The 18,033-nt window shown below is 55.8% G+C and carries 10 protein-coding genes; 5 read left to right on the forward strand and 5 right to left on the reverse strand.

The features are described 5' to 3' along the window. Nucleotides 1-160: 160 nt before the first annotated feature. The 3 genes from RT340_RS14175 to RT340_RS14185 all read right to left on the reverse strand — a co-directional run bounded on the left by RT340_RS14175 (nt 161) and on the right by RT340_RS14185 (nt 3,795). On the reverse strand, nt 161-460 hold the full coding sequence (locus RT340_RS14175) for a helix-turn-helix domain-containing protein (RefSeq protein WP_034830328.1): 300 nt from the start codon (nt 458-460) through the stop codon (nt 161-163). A 244-nt stretch (nt 461-704) separates the two neighbouring features. Then, on the reverse strand, nt 705-2,603 hold the full coding sequence (locus RT340_RS14180; RefSeq protein WP_313376630.1) for an acyltransferase family protein: 1,899 nt from the start codon (nt 2,601-2,603) through the stop codon (nt 705-707). Nucleotides 2,604-2,892: 289 nt separating this feature from the next. Then, nucleotides 2,893-3,795: a lipid kinase gene (locus RT340_RS14185; RefSeq protein ID WP_313376632.1), complete on the reverse strand. Its 903-nt coding sequence runs from the start codon at nt 3,793-3,795 to the stop codon at nt 2,893-2,895. Between the two features lie 218 nt (nt 3,796-4,013). On the opposite strand from RT340_RS14185, the gene RT340_RS14190 reads away from it, so the two are divergent. Both RT340_RS14190 and RT340_RS14195 read left to right on the forward strand, forming a co-directional pair. Beyond that, nucleotides 4,014-4,763 carry a YoaK family protein gene (locus tag RT340_RS14190; protein ID WP_313376634.1) on the forward strand — a complete coding sequence of 250 codons (750 nt, stop codon included), beginning with the start codon at nt 4,014-4,016 and terminating at the stop codon, nt 4,761-4,763. Between the two features lie 75 nt (nt 4,764-4,838). Next, nucleotides 4,839-5,468: a LysE family translocator gene (locus RT340_RS14195; protein ID WP_160867092.1), complete on the forward strand. Its 630-nt coding sequence runs from the start codon at nt 4,839-4,841 to the stop codon at nt 5,466-5,468. A 41-nt stretch (nt 5,469-5,509) separates the two neighbouring features. Here the strand turns inward: RT340_RS14195 and RT340_RS14200 are convergent, their stop codons facing one another. Both RT340_RS14200 and RT340_RS14205 read right to left on the reverse strand, forming a co-directional pair. Then, nucleotides 5,510-5,968, reverse strand: coding sequence for a hypothetical protein (locus RT340_RS14200; protein WP_097118821.1), 459 nt, complete (start codon nt 5,966-5,968; stop codon nt 5,510-5,512). 185 nt (nt 5,969-6,153) lie between these two features. Further along, on the reverse strand, nt 6,154-8,343 hold the full coding sequence (locus RT340_RS14205; protein WP_313376638.1) for a TonB-dependent siderophore receptor: 2,190 nt from the start codon (nt 8,341-8,343) through the stop codon (nt 6,154-6,156). 300 nt (nt 8,344-8,643) lie between these two features. Between RT340_RS14205 and fes the strand changes: the two genes are divergently transcribed. The 3 genes from fes to RT340_RS14220 all read left to right on the forward strand — a co-directional run. Further along, on the forward strand, nt 8,644-9,975 hold the full coding sequence (fes, locus tag RT340_RS14210; RefSeq protein ID WP_313376640.1) for an enterochelin esterase: 1,332 nt from the start codon (nt 8,644-8,646) through the stop codon (nt 9,973-9,975). Next, complete coding sequence (locus tag RT340_RS14215; protein WP_211728641.1) at nt 9,968-10,189, forward strand: MbtH family protein; 222 nt, start codon at nt 9,968-9,970, stop codon at nt 10,187-10,189. Before fes ends, RT340_RS14215 begins: the two co-directional genes overlap by 8 nt. 54 nt (nt 10,190-10,243) lie before the next feature. Continuing rightward, nucleotides 10,244-18,033 (forward strand): non-ribosomal peptide synthetase (locus RT340_RS14220; protein ID WP_313376643.1); only part of this gene is annotated, 7,790 nt, incomplete at its 3' end.

Below are 18,033 nucleotides of genomic sequence, written 5' to 3' on the forward strand. Positions count from 1 at the left end.
TGGGCACTTTCCTTGACCGTCCGCTCTATCATGCCAGTCTGGATCACGATGAATTCCGCCAACTGCTGTCGGATAACGGTTTCAACGTGGTTAATCAGATCACCGAAGATGCCACCTGCGGTGGCAGAACGGTGTGGCTGGCTCAGAAAAACGAAACTGCTTAAAGCGCGAAATCCACGTGCTGGCCGCCAGGCATATTTACGCCAATCGTTAATTGCCCGCCCAGCGCCTCAACATAACGCTTTAAGGTGGCGATTTTCAGGTCTTCGCCGCGCGCTTCAATTGCTGCAACTGACGGTTGAGCGATACCCATGGCTTCCGCTTGTTGCTTTTGCGTTTTTTGCAGCGCCTCGCGTAACTTATAAAGTTGGGAGTCCAGGCGCATTGCCACCACTTTATCATTGACCTGAACGAGCTCCTCAGGCGTTAAATCCGCCATCAGGTCTTCTAACGTTTTCATTTTTTAGCCCTTAGTTCGTTGCCTAAAACACTCCACACCATTCATCCTTATAGATTAGAGTCTATACAAGGATATATATATTACAATCTATATTGAGCCATTCCTGACTCATTAGCAGTCAAGTGTTATAAACGAGAGCCCGCTTCATTATTTCTGAGTATTTTTGTCGCGTTGTTGCAAAAAATTTAGATGCATATCTAAAAACATATTTATTTACAACACTTTAGTAGGGTTGATTAACAAATCACCGCCCCTCAATGATCCCCCACATCCCTGCAAACACCCCGCTCAGACTTTTGTTCCCCACTTCCGAAAGGTGATTGTCGTCGCGATACAGCGGCACATTCTCTCTGGCTCCGTAGCAGTAACGGCTGTCACACAATCCCTGCGAGGCATCCAGCAAGGTGACGTTTGGCGAAAGCGCCGCGATATCGTTGAGCATTGCCAGCGCATCCTGGTGACGTGATTGATACTCGGCACGAGATTGCTGAATGGTCAGCACTTTGCCGCGCATCGCATCGCGTGACATGCGATAAATCACGTCATAACCGAATTCCGGCACCGGCGTCATGATAAAAACACGATGATGGCTGGCGAGTTGTTTCACCGCCGCGCCAAAATGTTGCTGATAGGCGGCGAGGGAACTGCCGTCTTGCCTGAAACTATAGGTCGGTGCGCTGCTGCTGCCATACTCGCCGTGCAAATAAAACGACATGCGATTAATGATCAATATCGATGCGTTAGGGTATTTGCGTTCGATATCAGCCATTGCCGCTTTTACAAAGCCACCGCAATCTGGGCTGGCGCTGCGTTGAATATCCGGCACCGAAGGGCATCCTGACTGCGCGATGAACACCACGCCATCCTGCGTTCTCGCGCTGGCAACAATCGAGGACAACATGGCGGCGGCGTGGCTATCACCCAGTACCACCAGATTCACCTTTCTGGCATCGCCAAACACGCACTGTGGTGAAGTGATGCCGCTGAGCACAAAACAATTTTTAGCCAGCACAAAGCGTTGCTGTGAATAGTGATCGATTGAGGCCACCACGGCGGGCGCGCGTGAAGGGATTCCCGCCCTCGCGACGATCGTCACCCCAAACAACATCACAACAGCAGCTTGCCCCAGCGCGATGTAGGTTTTCCGGCTGAACCAGCTTCGGCTGTTCTCAACCCAGATGTAAGAAGCCCAACCGGCAGCCAGTGACAGTAGGATCAGTAATACCTGGCTGACGAACGTGACCGGCCAGTCCGCCAGATGCCAGAACACCCACAAGGGCCAATGCCATAAATAGATCGAATAAGACGTTTTACCGATGTGCTGCATCACGCGATGATTTAACCACCGACTGTTCTGTACCCCCGCATGAAGGATCAGCGCGGTGAACATCACCGGTATCAACGTCATGATGCCGGGCCACGCGATATTCTCATCAAATATCAGCGCACACAAAATCAGCGCCAGAATACTCAGTGGTGGAACCCAGCCCTGCCCGCTCAATCGGGTTTTAGGTGCAAGATACACTAATCCGCCAACCAGCATTTCCCATGCGCGGGTGGGCAACAAATAATAGGTGGCGGTGAGATGATAATCAGCAGCAACCATCGCCAGCACCAGGCCAAACGACAACAGCGCAGCGATGCCCATCACCCAGACAAATTGCTGGCGCAGGAAACGTGCGATGAACATTAACGCCAGAGGCAATAATAAATAAAACTGCCACTCAACGCTTAACGACCAGGTATGCAGCAACCATTTATACACAGACCCGGTATCAAAATAGCCGCCTTGTTTGAAATAAACCACATTGGAGATAAAGCTGAGGCTGGAGACCGCATGCTCCGCCATGCGCCGATACTCTTCGGGTGGCATCAGGAAATAACCCATCAGCATTAATATCGCGCACAGCACCATTAAGGGCGGAATGATACGTCTGCAGCGTGCAGCATAAAACGCCATCAGTGAAAATTTATGATTATTGAGCCGCGACAGAATAATTCCGGTCATTAAATAGCCGGAAATAACAAAGAACACATCAACACCGAGGAATCCCCCACTCATCTGGGAAAAACCAAAGTGGTAAAAGATAACTAACATAACCGCATAGGCGCGCAGCCCGTTTATGTCAGAGCGGAAAGTCATGGGGATGATCCCTGAAAGAGGTTTCAGGATAATGTAAAGATTGTGATAAGACGCGGCAATCGATGAAAAGCTCGTGATTTCATCGCCATCACGCAAGAAATGGAACTGTGCACCCGATGATTTATCTCAAGGTGATTGAATGACACCTCGAATTATCATCAGGTTGTCAGAGGTAAAAAGAGGAACACCTTAACGAACTGATTATTGACTTAAATGAAATGAGATTAGGATATTCAGAATACTGTCACACTCTCATCAGCCGATATTAACGTTCCATAACAGTGAGCAGTTAAGGTTTATTTGGTGCTAATACCGCGATTGCCCCTTCGATTAAACGATAATGTGCAGGCGTGCGGCCAATAATTTCCCCATCAGCATTAATGTCATGCGGACGCCGGGTGTGCAGGCTAAATTTTGTGCCGCTTAGCGTACGCACGCTGCCCCATCGGCCATGCGTGCCACGGCGCAGGGAAGGAAACAGCGCCAGAATTTGCCACCAGTGACGCACTTCCAGGCTATACGCATCCAGACGACCATCATCGGGTGCCGCATCCTTCTCAATCGTCATCCCGCCGCCGTAAAATCGACCGTTGCCCACGGAAAACTGCACAGTTTTAATCGCTTCCTGCTGACCATCATAATGCAGCATGGCGCTGAACGGACGGCTTTGCCGCAGCAGGCGTAATGCGGCCAGCGCGTAACCCGCGGTGCCCCATTTTTTCTTGGCTGCAGCGGTGAGATATAGCGCCAGGCTGGCAGAAAACCCAACGCTGGAAACGTTCAAAAACAGGTGACCATTAACTTCACCCAGATCGATACGCCGCGTGTGCCCTGTGACGATGATGTTGATTGCTGCATCCACATTAAAAGGAATGCCTAACGTACGGGCAAAGTCATTCGCCGTGCCGAGCGGTAAAATGCCCAGCGGCAAGCGGGATTGCATCAGCCCTGGTGCCGCCGCATTCAGCGTGCCATCGCCGCCGCCGACAATCACCACATCCACCTGATGCTGATGCGCCAGAATCAATTCACTGTAACTGCGTTCATCATCTTCGTGCGGGGTAATCAGGGAATAGCCTGCTGCCGATAATTGCTGATGTGCCAGATCCGCCCACTGCGCACCGCGACGTGCCCGACGATTGACCAGCAGTAGCGCGCGCCGCTGCTCAGGTTGAGCACCAGAATGGGTCATTTCGATATTTCCCTGAAATTAAATGCATCAGGCCAAAGTAAACAGAGATAACGCAACTGGCAATCTTCCTTAGATATCTTTACACCCATAATAAGATTTATCTATATCTGAAAGTTATTAAGATCCCCTTAAGATTTTTGTGCTTCACTTATTCACTGGCGAACACCAGATTTGACGCATTGCGTTATCGCAATACTCTCAATGAGCAAGGGTGAATTATGCTGATAAAACTGAAGCGCACCAGAACACACCTTGAAGATCGTAATCTCGCCCTGTGCCTGGCCACATCAGCGGGATTATTGAACGCCATGGCGTTAGCCGCCTTTGGCTTTTTTCCCTCACATATGTCCGGTAACATCGCGCAAATATCCAGCGATTTGAATGAGATGGATATTCGCAACCTCAAGGTATTTATCGCCATGATCGGCGCCTTTGTCACGGGCGCGGTTGTCGCGAGGATTTCGGTGGTGCTTGGGGTGATTAATGGGCTTCGCACCATATTTAGCTGCATTCTGCTGGTGGAAGGTGTGCTGTTAATTTTGACGTCACTGTTCGAAATCTATTATTTCTCATCGAATAATAACGGCGAAATATTGCTGCTGCTTGCTTTCTTAATGGGTGTACATAACTCCACCTCGACGCAACTTTCCAACGGTCGTGTTCGTTCTACACATATTACCGGCACGCTGACAGATGCAGGCATTTCAATCGGTTCGGTATTTGTTGCGTTATTACGTCGCGATCCTTCCAAAAATATTCGTGCTTTTAAGCAGCAACTGAATACCCATCTGGTGACCATCTTCTCCTTCCTCACCGGTGGCATTGTCGGCCTGCTGATCTTCAATGCGTTAGGCTTTGGATCGCTGATTGGCCCCGGATTGATTCTGGTGGTGATTGCCACGCTATCGATTGTTTTCACGCTTTATAAAGTGAAAAGTCGCAGCTACGCCAAAGCGATCCCTTCTTAAGACGGAATCAGCAGTAGTCATTCTGCGATGCAGGCGATATAACAAAAGCAGAACAATCTCATCGCAGAGGACGACATGGCGCTTTCACACGAATTGATTCTGATCTACACCACCTATTTTGTTGCCACCGCCAGCCCTGGCCCGAGCAATATGGCGATTATGGGCACGGCGATGAAGAAAGGACGCGGTGCCGCACTGGCGCTGGCAAGTGGTGTGATCAGCGGTTCGATGATGTGGGCGCTGCTGGCAGCCTGCGGCGTGTTAACCGTACTGGCAACCTTTGCTCAGCTCTTGATTGTGCTGAAAATCGGCGGTGGCTTATATCTGCTGTGGCTGGCCTATAAGGCGGGTAAATCGGCTTTACGCCGTCCTGATGCGAATGAATTCAGCGCCAGCGGCGACAAAGTCGCCTTTATCAGGCTGTTTCGTCAGGGTATTTTGATGCACGTCGGTAATCCCAAGGCGATTTTGACCTGGGTGGCGATCATGTCGGTGGCACTGAAACCGGATGCAGCGACTTCAACCTTACCGATGATCATCGCCGGTTGTGCCACGATCTGCGTGCTGGTGTTTTGCGGCTATGCGCTGTTATTCTCCACTGCGGTGATGGCGGCCTTTTATCGCCGTATCCGCCGTGGGCTGGATGCGCTGCTGGCCTGCTGCTTCGCCGTTGCGGGATTAAAACTGGTGTTCAGCCGGAGTTAAAAGTGAGCGGTGCTGACAACACAGCAGCACCGCATAACTCATCAGGAGTTGTTTGGCGCAGCGGCCTGGGTTTCGCTAAAGGTCGGCTTCTGACGCGTCACCGAATAGACCACGTTTTTCGGGCCTTTGGTGTCGGTGGTCACATCCACCGATGCGATGGTCACCTTGCCAAAACCAAACAGCGTCTGCACGTAACCACCGACCTGGTGTTTGCCTTCACTGACGCGGATCTCTTTATTCTCGCCTTTTTGCAGCAGCCCGGCATCCTGACCATCTACCGTCACGTAAACGGAAGACCCGTCATCGGTACGCGTGATCAGATGAGAAACGTTGATCACGGTCGGGCCGCTATCAAACTGGGAAGGAATGTTGTCATTCTCGATGGGCGCCGCTGCTGGAGCGTCAGCTTGCGCGGTAGCGTTGCTGTCTGCGGCGTGACGTGCACAACCGGTAAGCATAAGTGCGGCCGTCAGAGCGGCCAGAGTGAAACGCGAAAACATCGTGACGAAAAACCTTTTGCTAAATGAGAAGCGATTATTTTAGCGTGCCTCGCGGAGTGATGACAGTCACACAAATCCAGTATTTTCCGAAAACCTGTCTCCAGGTGTTTCATCTGCAGGAAAGCAGCACGGAATGCAAATGGGTAAAACCAGGGCACCCGCAAGGACGCCCTGCCTTATCGCGCTTACCAGCTGTAGCTGACAGACGCTACAATCGAACGACCACTGCCGTAGAAGCACGCGCTGGTGTTGCTGCAGGAGGCAACATAGTGCTTGTCGGCCACGTTGTTGACGTTCAGCTGCAGCGTGGTGCCACGCAGTGAATTCGCCGCTTCGCCCAGCTCATATTTCGCCATCACGTCATACAACGTGTAGTGTGGAACCTTGTCCTGACCGATGGAATCCGCCCAGGCCGTGCCGGTGTAACGCACACCGCTGCCGAGCGTCAGACCGTTCAGCGCACCACTCAGGAAGCTGTAGCTGCCCCAGGCAGATGCGGCATGGCGCGGAATGCTGGAAGGCGTTTTGCCAACCTGCGCCGCGGTGTTGCTCTCTTTGGTTTCCGCATCGGTAAAGGTATAAGCCGCCATCACCTTAATTTCGGGGGTAATTTGCGCGTGCGCTTCCGTCTCGATACCTTTGGACTTCACCTTACCGATCTGCTCGTTGTAACCCAGTTCGCTGTTGTAAGAGGTGATGTTTTTCTGCGTGATATCAAACGCGGAAACGGTGAACACTGCATCCCAACCCACTGGCTGATATTTGATACCGATCTCCGTCTGTTCACCCGTAGTCGGTGCGAACGGATCGCTGCCTGGCGCGCCGGTGCTCAGGTTCGGTTCGAACGAGGTGCTGTAGCTGACATACGGCGACAGGCCATTATCGAAGGCGTACAACAGACCGGCACGGCCGGTGAACTTGCTGTCATTTTGCTGAGTGGTGGTGTTCTCAATGCGGTCCTGCGTGCGCACTTCTGACCAATCCTGGCGACCAGACAGCAGCAGATTCCATTGATTCCATTCCAGCTGATCCTGCAAATACACGCCAACCTGATCGAGCTTTTTGCGCGTGCTGGTGTTTAACGCCAGATCGCTCTCATTGATCGTCACGCTGGTCGGATTCGCCCAGTCGAGAATGTACTGATCACCGCTGTCGCGCCAAAGTTTGTTATCGACATCGCTCCATTTGTAATCCAACCCGCCCAGCACGGTATGCGCAACGTTAGCCGTATCGAAGGTCGCTTTCACCTGGTTATCAATACCCAGTTCTTTGGACTTAATTTTGTCATGCTGTGGGCGACGGTTGATCTGATGGTCACTGCCATCCACATCGAAGGTATAGACCAGGTATTTGTACGACTCATCCATGTTGCTGTAACGCATATTCTGCGTGAAGCTGATGTTGTCGTTGAAGTTGTGCTCGAAGATGTAGCCAACCGAAGTCTGCTCGCGTTTCGCTTCGTTAAAGCTCGGATCGCTGACGTTGAAATCGTAAGGAATGTAGCCCGCGCTGGTGTTAAACAGCGTGCCGTTGGCAGGCAGGAAGTTACGATATCCGGCCTTTGGCTCGTTTTGATACATGGTCAGCAAGGTGAAACTGGTGTCCGCGTTTGGCAGCCAGGTCAGCGCGGGGGCAATCGCCATGCGCTGCTGTTTGTTATCTTTCACGAACTCATGTTTGGTGCTGGCAATACCGTTCAGACGATAAAACAGCGTGTTGTCGTCATTCAGTTTGCCGCCGAAATCAAACGCCGCTTCGCCCAGATGCTGATTACCGGTGCTGAGCTGAACTTTATGAATGCTCTGCGCGGTTGGGCGCTTGCTGGTCATCGCGATGACACCGCCTGGGTTCACCTGGCCGTACAACACAGACGCTGGGCCATGAATCATCTCCACACGCTCCAGCAACCATGGGTCGATCTGTCCTGCCGCGCCAGCCTGGCCGGATAAGCCATAGCTCAAGCCATCGAGGAATTTCGGTGCATAGCGGAAACCACGCGCGATGATTTCATCGTTACGGTTCGAGTTGCCACGGTAGTTGGTCAGCACGCCGCTGGTGTAGCTCAGAGCATCCGCTACCGACGGCGCTGCCTGATCGTCCATCTGCTCACGCGTAATCACCGAAATCGATTGCGGGGTTTTACGCAGTGGCGTTGAGGTTTTGGTACCTGCAGCGCTCTCTTTCGCCACATAGCCTTGCAGTGGAGACGTCACGCTTTCACGCGCATCTGCATTCACGGTGATGGTCTCTTCTGCCGCGACGCTGAAAGTGGCAGGCGCCACCAGCAGAATTGAGGCCAGTGACAGGTGGAGACGGGAGAATCTGAACGGAAGTGCCACAGCAGGTATTGCTAAATTTTTTGCTTTAACGGACATAGTTGCCATCTCTATTTCAAACTGCCTTGTCGAAAAAATAATCCGTCCATTCCCCTCCACCCAACGGCGAAAGCTGTAACGGATTGAAATATAACTTCCTCTCGCAAAACGCGGCCCTAAATCCCCCTTAAAAGCCTATTTCAGAATAATCATCTGAAAAATAGGGGATTTATTCGGCGCAAAAATAATATTGCAAATGTAAATCGTTATCAATAGCATTTGCATTACGTTTGTTAATGTAAAGTCTTTGAAGAAAATGTGGAGAGAGATTGCAGGATGTTTCTCAGCGATGCAGAACAAATGACGCAAATCTGGTTGCCAACCGGAACAGTTACCCAGTGGTTACAGCAGGACGATCTCGGCAGCCATCGCTGGTGGGAACAGCTTCATCAGGCGGGTACGCCGGTGATTGAGCATGAGGCAGATGGCGAAACGCGCATGCATTTCTTCTGGCGCGATCCAGAAGGCCGTTCCGAGTTATCGTCTACCAAAAAGGTCTATATCGATATAAATGGCGTCACCGATCATCACAGCCAGGCGCCTGAATCCCTTGTTCGCGTCGGTCTTAGCGATGTCTGGCATTGGTCGACGCAGATCGAATCTGACTGGCGCGGCAGCTATAGCCTGATCCCGGTGACCGCTGAGCATTTGCCCCCGCTGTTCTGCGGCAGTGACGAAACCTGCCGGGTGCTGCAACGCAAATGGTGGATTTCGCTGATGCCACTGGCGATCCCCGACATGCTGAATCCTTCGCCCCCGTTTCTGAGCAGCCGCCGCTTTGCGCTGAGTAATGCGCATATGCCCGAGGCGCCTGATCAATCCGCCTGGCAACAGCTGGATGCCGGTTTAGCCGAAACCTGGCCGGATGGCCTGCAAACTTTGCAGTGGCACAGCGATCTGCTCAACGTCACGCGTCACGTCTGGCTTTACACCACCGGACAGACTGCGCAACCGGATCAGCGCCCGCTGGCGATTCTGCTGGATGGGCAGAATTGGGTATACGGACAGCCGATTTTCAGCGCCCTCGATCAGGTCACCGATGCCGGCGAACTGCCGCCTGCCTGTTGGTTGTTTATCGACGTAATCGATAGCCAGCATCGCGAGGTTGAGCTGCCCTGCAACGAAACCTTCTGGCAGGCGGTGCAACAGGAACTGTTGCCGCTGGCCCGTCAGCATGCCGCGTTCAGCAGCGATGGCTGCCGCACGCTGGTGGCGGGGCAAAGCTATGGTGGCCTCGCGGCGCTGTACGCCGGTCTGCATTGGCCAAAGCGTTTTGGCCGCATCCTCACGCAATCCGGCTCGTTCTGGTGGCCGCATCTGCAATACATCCGCGATTACGCTAACCGTGAACGGCACGCTCCGGGTCTGCTGTTGCAGCGCTTACAGGACAACGCCCTGCCCGCTGGCAAGCTGAAGATTTTCCAGGAAGTCGGCGATCGCGAGCAGGACATGTTGTTCGTGAATCAACAAATACGTCCCGCGCTGGAAGCCGCCGGCCACGAACTGTTTTTCCGCTGCTACGCCGGAGGGCACGACGCGCTGTGCTGGCGCGGCGGCTTGATCGACGGCTGCCGCTGGCTGCTGGCCGATCTTCTCTCTGACCCAACCTCAAAAGGTAACCACCATGTCTGAACAACAAAATCCGTTTGATAACGACGCGCTCAATTTTCTGGTGCTGATCAACGCGCGTCAGCAGTACAGCCTGTGGCCCGCATTTGCTCAGGTGCCTGCGGGCTGGCAAAACGTGGCGGGACCGCTGCCGCGTGCCGCAGCGATTGAGTACATCGAAACACACTGGCAGGACATGCGACCAGCGACGCAACAGACGTCGTCCAGCGCACATTAATTTTTCGCTTTTTAACTTTTCCTTTTTTCGATTTTTTTAGACGGGAACATTCCTTTGGCATCGTTAATCACGCATTCACCTGCGTATCCTTTGGTGGCGGCTCAGCCCGGCATCTGGATCGCTGACGCTATTGCGCAGCAGCGCAATCAATTTACCGTGGCGCACTACAGCGTGCTACACGGCGACATCAACCGCGCCGCCCTGGACAGCGCCATCCGCCAGACCATGGCTGAAGCCGATACCGTGCAGGCACGCTTTGGCCTCGATGAAAACGGGAATCCCGCGCAATGGTTTGGCGAGCAGGCACAGGTGCTGCCGGAGTGGCATGACTTCAGCCAGCGCGCGGACGCCACCGGTCAGGCGCATAAACTGATGCAGGCCGATCTGCGCGCCGAACTGGCGGCCGACGGTGATAAGCCGCTGTATCGCCACGTGTTAATGCGCGTGGGTGATGGCAGCTGGTGGTGGTATCAGCGATATCACCATCTGCTGGTTGATGGCTTCAGTTTCGAAGCGCTGACGCAGCGCGTGGCGGCCATCTATGCCGAACTGTGTCGTGGCGAAGAACCCTCACTTTCACCCTTCACGCCGTTTAGCGAGGTGATTGATGAGTATCAGCAGTGGGGAGTATCCCCGGCGTTTGCCCGTTCCGCCAGCCACTGGCAGACCTATGCGGCTGAACTACCCGAAACTTTAACGCTCTCCAGTGAAAGCGTAACGGATGCTGGCGATCGTCCGATCAGCTGCCACGTCGCGCTGCCGGAGTTGACAACGTTGCGCCAGCACGTGGCGTTCCAGGATTGCAGCGAAGGCGATATTGTCAGTGCCCTGCTGGTGGCTTATCTGGCGCGCATTAGCGACAACTCGCGCTTAGCGATTGGCTTTCCGTTTATGCGCCGCATGGGCTCGGCGGCACTGACGGCGTTGGGGCCGGTGGTCAACGTGCTGCCGCTGATCTTCGACATCCCTCATCACACTGATTTAGCCGCGCTGGTGCAGCAGGTACAAGCGGAAATCCGCAAAGCACGCCGTCATCAGCGCTATGAAGCAGAGCAACTGCGTCGCGATCTGGGTTTGGTCGGCAGCTGCCAACAGCTTTATGGGCCGGTGATTAACGTCAAGGTCTACCATGATGATCTGCAATTCGATGGTATTCCGGCGGCGACCCACACCTTAGCCATGGGCCCGGTTGACGATATCGAGTTTGAAGTGGGCTTCCGTGATGGCGCATTGCAGTTAACACTGGTGGCTAACCCGACGCGCTACGACGCACAAATGTTACAGCGTCACGCAGACCGTATTCGTCATCTGCTCACGCAGTTCGCTGCACAACCCGAAGCCACTCTGGATACGCTTTCGATCATTGCTCCAGACGAACAGGCTGATTTACAGCGCTGGTCCACTGGCCCGAAAATCACCCCGCCTGCGGGGGCGACCACCATCGTGGATATGCTGCTGCAACGCACGGCACAAAGCGCTGACCTGACGGCAGTCGTCTGTGGCACACAGTCACTGACGTATCGCCAGCTGACCGACCGCGCCATGCAACTGGCACATGCCTTGATGGCGCGTGGCTTACAAGCAGACGACGTGGTGGCGATGGGTATTCCGCGCTCGGTGGATTCGCTGGTCGCCATCTTTGGCGTGCTGGCGAGCGGCGCGGCCTACATGCCGCTGGATCTTGACTACCCACGCGAACGTCTGGCACTGATGTGTGACGATGCGCAACCCGCATTATTGCTGACTCACTCCACGACACTGGCGCAGATGCCGGCCCTTCCCGCGCTGTGCATCGATCAGCTGGAGAGCGAACTGGCGGCACAGCCGACCAGCGTACCGAGCACTCTGCTGTGCGGCGACGATCTTGCCTATATGATTTACACCTCCGGATCCACCGGCCGGCCAAAAGGCGTGATGAGCACACATCAGGGATTGCTGAATCTGTTCCTGTCACATCGCGAACATCTGTTTGGACCGGCGATTGACCGCTTCCACGCCAGCAACCCGCGCCGCATGCGCGCCGGTCATACCGCGTCGTTCTCATTCGACTCTTCGTGGGAACCGCTGTTCTGCATGCTGATGGGCTGCGAGCTGAATATCTTCGACGAAGAACTACGTCGCGATGCCTGGGGTTTGATTCAGCAGATGAACGCGGTGCCGGTCGATCTGCTGGACATCACGCCGTCATTCTTCTCTCAGATGATCGACAGCGGATTACTGGAAGCGGAAAACCACCGCCCTGCGTTTGTCATGATTGGCGGTGAAGCGGCCACACCGACGTTGTGGAAACTGATGCAGCAACAGCATCAGATGGAAATCCACAATTACTACGGCCCGTCTGAGTACACCATTGATACCCTCGGTGCCTGCGTGCTGGCTTCTCCGCAGCCGGTGATTGGTCGCCCGGTGGGCAACAGCCAGGTTTATCTGCTCGACAGCCAGTTGCGTCCAGTGCCGATTGACTGCACCGGCGAACTCTATATTTCCGGAACCGGCATCGCTCGCGGGTATCTGCGCCGCCCGGATCTGACAGCCGCCCGCTTTGTGGCTAACCCCTTCCGCGAAGGCGAGGTGATGTATCGCAGCGGCGATGTGATGCGCTGGCGTCAGGATGGTCAACTGGCGTTTATCGGACGCGTGGATCACCAGATCAAAGTGCGCGGTTTCCGCGTCGAACTCGGTGAAATCGAAAACGCGCTGGTGGCGCTGCCCGAAGTCAGTACCGCAGTGGTGATTGCCGAAGTGATGGGCGCCACGCACCGTCTGATTGGCTACTGCTCGGTGCAGGATGATGCCTTGCGCGCCGATCCGCAAATCAGCAACCGCTTGCTGGCGCAGTTGGGTAGCCAGTTGCCGGACTATATGCTGCCAGCCGTGCTGATGGTGCTGGATGACCTACCACTGAATGTGAATGGCAAAATAGACCGCCAGGCTCTGCCGAAACCCCATCAGGCTCAGCAACAGCAAAGCCGCGCGGCGCGCACCCCGCAGGAAGCGTTAATTTGCCAGGCGATGGCCAGCCTGCTCGGGCTGGAGAGCGTCGGCGCAGAAGATGACTTCTTCTCACTCGGTGGTGACAGTATTTCGGCAATGGGCCTCAGCACCGCCGCTCGCCGCGCTGGTTATATGCTTCGCCCACGTGACATTTTTGCCGAACGCACCGCCGCACGTATGGCGCAAGATCTCGCCCCTCTAACGCAACACACTCAACATGCCCGCGTGTCGCAACAGGGCGCGATTGGTGGTCTGCCGATTCTGCACTGGTTCCATGCGCAGGCGGGCATTAACGCGCGCTTCGCCCACGGCGTGCTGCTGTCGGTGCCGCCAGAGCTGCAACTCGCGCAGCTGGAACAGCTGATTGAACAGCTTACCAACACGCATCCAGCCCTCAACGCCTTCACGCGTGATAAGCAGTTAGTGGTGGGCGAATCGCTCTCTGCGCGCCCTGCGCGTTGTCGTGTTATCGAAGTGTCAGCATATGACCAGGCCGCCGATCAGGCCTTCCGTGACGATGCAGCACGCCTCGATCCGGCGACAGGATCATTGCTACAGGCAACCCTGCTCCAGACACAAGGTGCAAGCTGCGGATTGGTGTTAACGCTGCACCATCTGGTGGTGGATGGCGTGTCATGGCGAGTATTGCTGGATGAACTGCAACAGGCCGGTGATGCACTGCTAAGCGGTGCACCGATCACCTTGCCTGCCGAAGAGACCTCACTGCATGACTGGTCCGCTACGCTGCTGGCTAACCTGGCATCACGCGCCAGCGAAATGCCGTTCTGGCAACGCATGCTGGAACAGCCGCTGCCGGCGCTGGGTGAGCGAGCCTTAACGGGTAACGAACGTGTCTTGCATCAGCGCACCCTGCTGGATGTGGCCACCAGCTCTGCCTTGCTGAATACTCTGCCGCAGCAGTTCCGTGCCACCAGCGAAGAGTTACTGCTGACGCTGCTCTCACTGGCGCTGCGCAGCATGAACGGCAGTGCGTTACAACGCGTGACGCTGGAGTCACACGGCCGTGCCGAGTTGCACGATCATCAGGATCTGGCGCGAACGGTGGGCTGGCTGACAGCAGAATTCCCTCTGCTGCTCGCCCTGCCCGATGCCGCCGCCCTGAATGACAGCGTGCGCGCGGTGAAATCCGCGCTACGTGCTGTGCCGGATCGCGGTATCGGTTATGGCCAACTGCGCTGGCTGGATGCCCATCGCGGCATCACCCTGGCGAAACTGGCCGCCGACCATGCGCCACAGGTGCTGTTTAACTATCTTGGCCGCTTCACTCAATCCGCCGGTCACTGGCAGCCTCAGCGTACCGCGCAGCAGTTCCGCGACACTTTTGCGGTGATTCAGGACGATGCTATGCCGTTACAGCACGCACTGGAACTCAACGTGTTTGTTGATGACCAGCAGCTGGCGCTGAACTGGAGCTGGGCGGAGGGCGTCTTGCATGGCGATCAGATTGAGCAACTGCATCAGGCCATCGCTCTGGGTGCGCAACAGCTTTGCCACTTCGCAGAGCAACAGCCACAGCAGGCCGCCAACACGCTGGTCGCGGCGGAAATCAATCTTGAAGGCGTTGATGATGCGCTGCTGCAACGATTGCGCGCACGTCACGGGGCCTTTAGCCACGTCTTGCCGCTGCTGCCCTTGCAGAAAGGATTACTGTTCCACGCGCAGACCAGTGGCGCGCAAGGCAGCTATAACTCACTGACGCGATTAACCCTCAGCGGTGATGTGTCGGTAGCATCGGTGCAGCAGGCGCTCAACCAGGTGTTGCAGCGCCATCCGCAGCTCGCCGCCAGGTTTGATAGCGAACTCAGTCTGCAACCCTTGCAGTTGCTGCCGGAAGGCGATCTGCATTGGCCGCTACAGGTGCTGGAAGTCGAGGATATTGACGCCACTGAACATCAGGCGCTGTCACAGGATCTGTTCCGGCAGCCGGTGATGTTGCAGGCGACGCTAATCCCGCATCGCCATGAAGCACGCTGGACGCTGCTGCTCAATGCGCATCATCTGGTGGTGGATGGCTGGTCAACGCCGGTGATTTTAAACGATTTACTTAGCGCATTGCGTCAACAGCCGCTGGCCGCCCAACGCACCCATTATGCCGACATCGTGCGCCAGCTTAGCCAGCGTGATGAGCATCAGGCTCGCCAGCAGTGGCAAGAGTGCCTGCGCGACGTGCGGCCCACATTGCTATATCCCAATGCCGCCGAGAGTGCTGTTCAGGAAAAACGCATTACGCTGGACGCCTCGCTGGAGCGCGAACTCTATGCGCTGTGCCGCACTCGCGGATTGACCCTCAACACCGTGATGCAGGGCCTGTGGGGCATGATGTTGTCGATTGCCAGTGGTCAGCAGGACGTGATATTTGGCGCGCCGGTTTCAGGTCGTTTCGGCCAGATTGAAGGGATCGATCAACATGTCGGTCTGTTCAGTAACACGCTGCCGGTGCGCGTGCGGTTTGATACTCAACGCCCGTTGCTGGAGCAGTTAGCCGCGCACCAAAATCGTCAGATCCAGCTGATTGAGCAGGATTGCCTTGGACTGGCTGAAATCCAACAGCTGGCGGGTGCGGGTACGCTATTTGATACCCTGCTGGTGGTGGAGAACTATCCTGATAATCAGACATTACTCGACGCCAACGCGAAGGTGCGCTGCGACGCGATCCACAACCGCGGCTATACCCATTATCCGTTGACGCTGCTGGTGCTGCCGGGTGAACAGTTGACGCTATTAATGGAATACCGCGCTTGCGTCACCGATGCCGACCGTCTGGCTGAACGCCTGTTGCTGCTGTTACAGCAGCTGGTGACCACACCAGATCTGCCGTTAACGCAGTGGCGTTTGCAAACCCTCGCCGAGCAATCGCTGCTCGAGTGGGTCAATAACACCGGCGTGCAGCTGGAAAATGAAACCCTACAACAAGCCATCGCCCAGCAAGCCGCACGCACACCGGACGCGCTGGCGCTGTGTGATGTTGAGCATCAGCTCTGCTACCGCGAGATGCAGCGTCAGGCCACATTGCTGGCCGATCGACTGATCGAAGCGGGCGTGATGCCAGGCGATATCGTTGCCGTTGCCTTGCCGCGTTCGGTTCGTCTGAGTATTGCCCTTACCGCCATCTTGCAGGCAGGCGCAGCCTGGTTGCCACTGGATATTGGTTATCCCGATGAACGTCTGGCGTACATGGTGGACGATGCACGACCGTGGGTGGTGATCACCGAGTCGGCGCTGGAAAATCGTTTTGCTGACTTTGGCACGCTGATGATGTTCGATCGCCTTGCCAGCGCACAGACGGTAGCACGTCATCCATTGCCTAAACCCGACGCGCAGCGCCCGGCTTATGTGCTTTACACCTCAGGTTCCACCGGCAAGCCGAAAGGCGTGGTAGTCAATCAACGCGCCATCGTTAACCGCTTGCGCTGGATGCAGGCCAGCTATCCACTGCGCAGCGACGATGTGGTGTTGCAGAAAACGCCGTGCAGCTTTGATGTTTCGGTGTGGGAGTTCTTCTGGCCATTGATGACCGGCGCGCAGTTGATGATGGCGCCACCGGATGCCCATCGCGATCCACAGGCGCTGTGGCAGTTGATTGACGATTATCAGGTCACCACCCTGCACTTCGTTCCGTCGATGCTGGCCGCCTTTGTCGGGCATGTCAGTACGCACACCGATCGCGCCTGCGCTTCACTGCGCCGCGTATTTTGCAGCGGAGAAGCGCTGGCCTGCGATCTGGCGCGCAGCTATCAGCAGGTGATCGCCGCTCCGCTGCATAATCTGTACGGCCCGACCGAAGCCGCCGTGGATGTCACATGGCAACCCGCCAGCGGTAGCGCGCTCGAAGGCCTGAATGGCCCCGGCGTGCCGATTGGTCGTCCGGTGTGGAACACCCAACTGCATATCCTCGATAACCTGCTGCGCCCGGTGCCGGTCGGCGTGCCGGGCGATCTTTATCTCAGCGGCATCCAGCTGGCAGATGGCTATTTGCATCGCGCCGATCTTACCGCGCAGCGCTTTATTGCCGCTCCGTTTGCTGATGGCGAACGTATGTACCGAACCGGTGATATCGCCTGCTGGCGTGAGGATGGCGCCGTAGAGTATCTGGGGCGCAGCGACGATCAGTTAAAGATGCGCGGACAACGTATCGAACCGGGTGAAATTGAGCAGGCGCTGGTGGCATTGCCGGGCGTGGCGCAGGCGGTCGTGGCTGCGCGCAATTTGACACAACAGGCGGCGGCGGGCATCGATAACCGCCAGCTGCTCGGCTGGCTGGTGGCTCAGCCTGGCGTGGCACTGGACATCGAACAGGTAAAACAGCAGTTGAGCACTCGCCTGCCCGCCCACATGCAGCCGGTGAGCTATTTGCTGCTGGACGATTTGCCCCTCAGCGCTAACGGCAAACTGGATCGTAAAGCGTTGCCGTTGCCGCAACGCAGCACGCAGGCTGGCCGTCTGCCGGAAACGCCTCACGAGCAGATGCTGGCAGAACTGTTCCAGCAGCTACTGGGATGTGAGCAGGTGTATGCCGACGATGATTTCTTTGCGTTGGGCGGTCATTCCCTGCTGGCGATGCGACTGGCAGCAGAAATGCGCCGCCGTGTAGCGCAGCCGGTGAGTGTCGGACAGATCATCGCCGCACGCAGCGTGGAGAAACTGGCAGCGCTGTTGTCAGGCGATGCCAGCGACAGCAGCGGCAACGGGGAACTGCTGCCACTGCGTGCCGGTCAGGGACCGACGCTGTTCTGCATCCATCCGGCATCAGGGTTCGCCTGGCAGTACAGCGCGCTGCTGCACTATCTCGACGGCGATTTCCCGATTGTGGGGCTGCAATCACCGCGCCC

Source organism: Pantoea sp. CTOTU50773, assembly GCF_032082325.1.
Taxonomy (GTDB): domain Bacteria; phylum Pseudomonadota; class Gammaproteobacteria; order Enterobacterales; family Enterobacteriaceae; genus Pantoea; species Pantoea communis.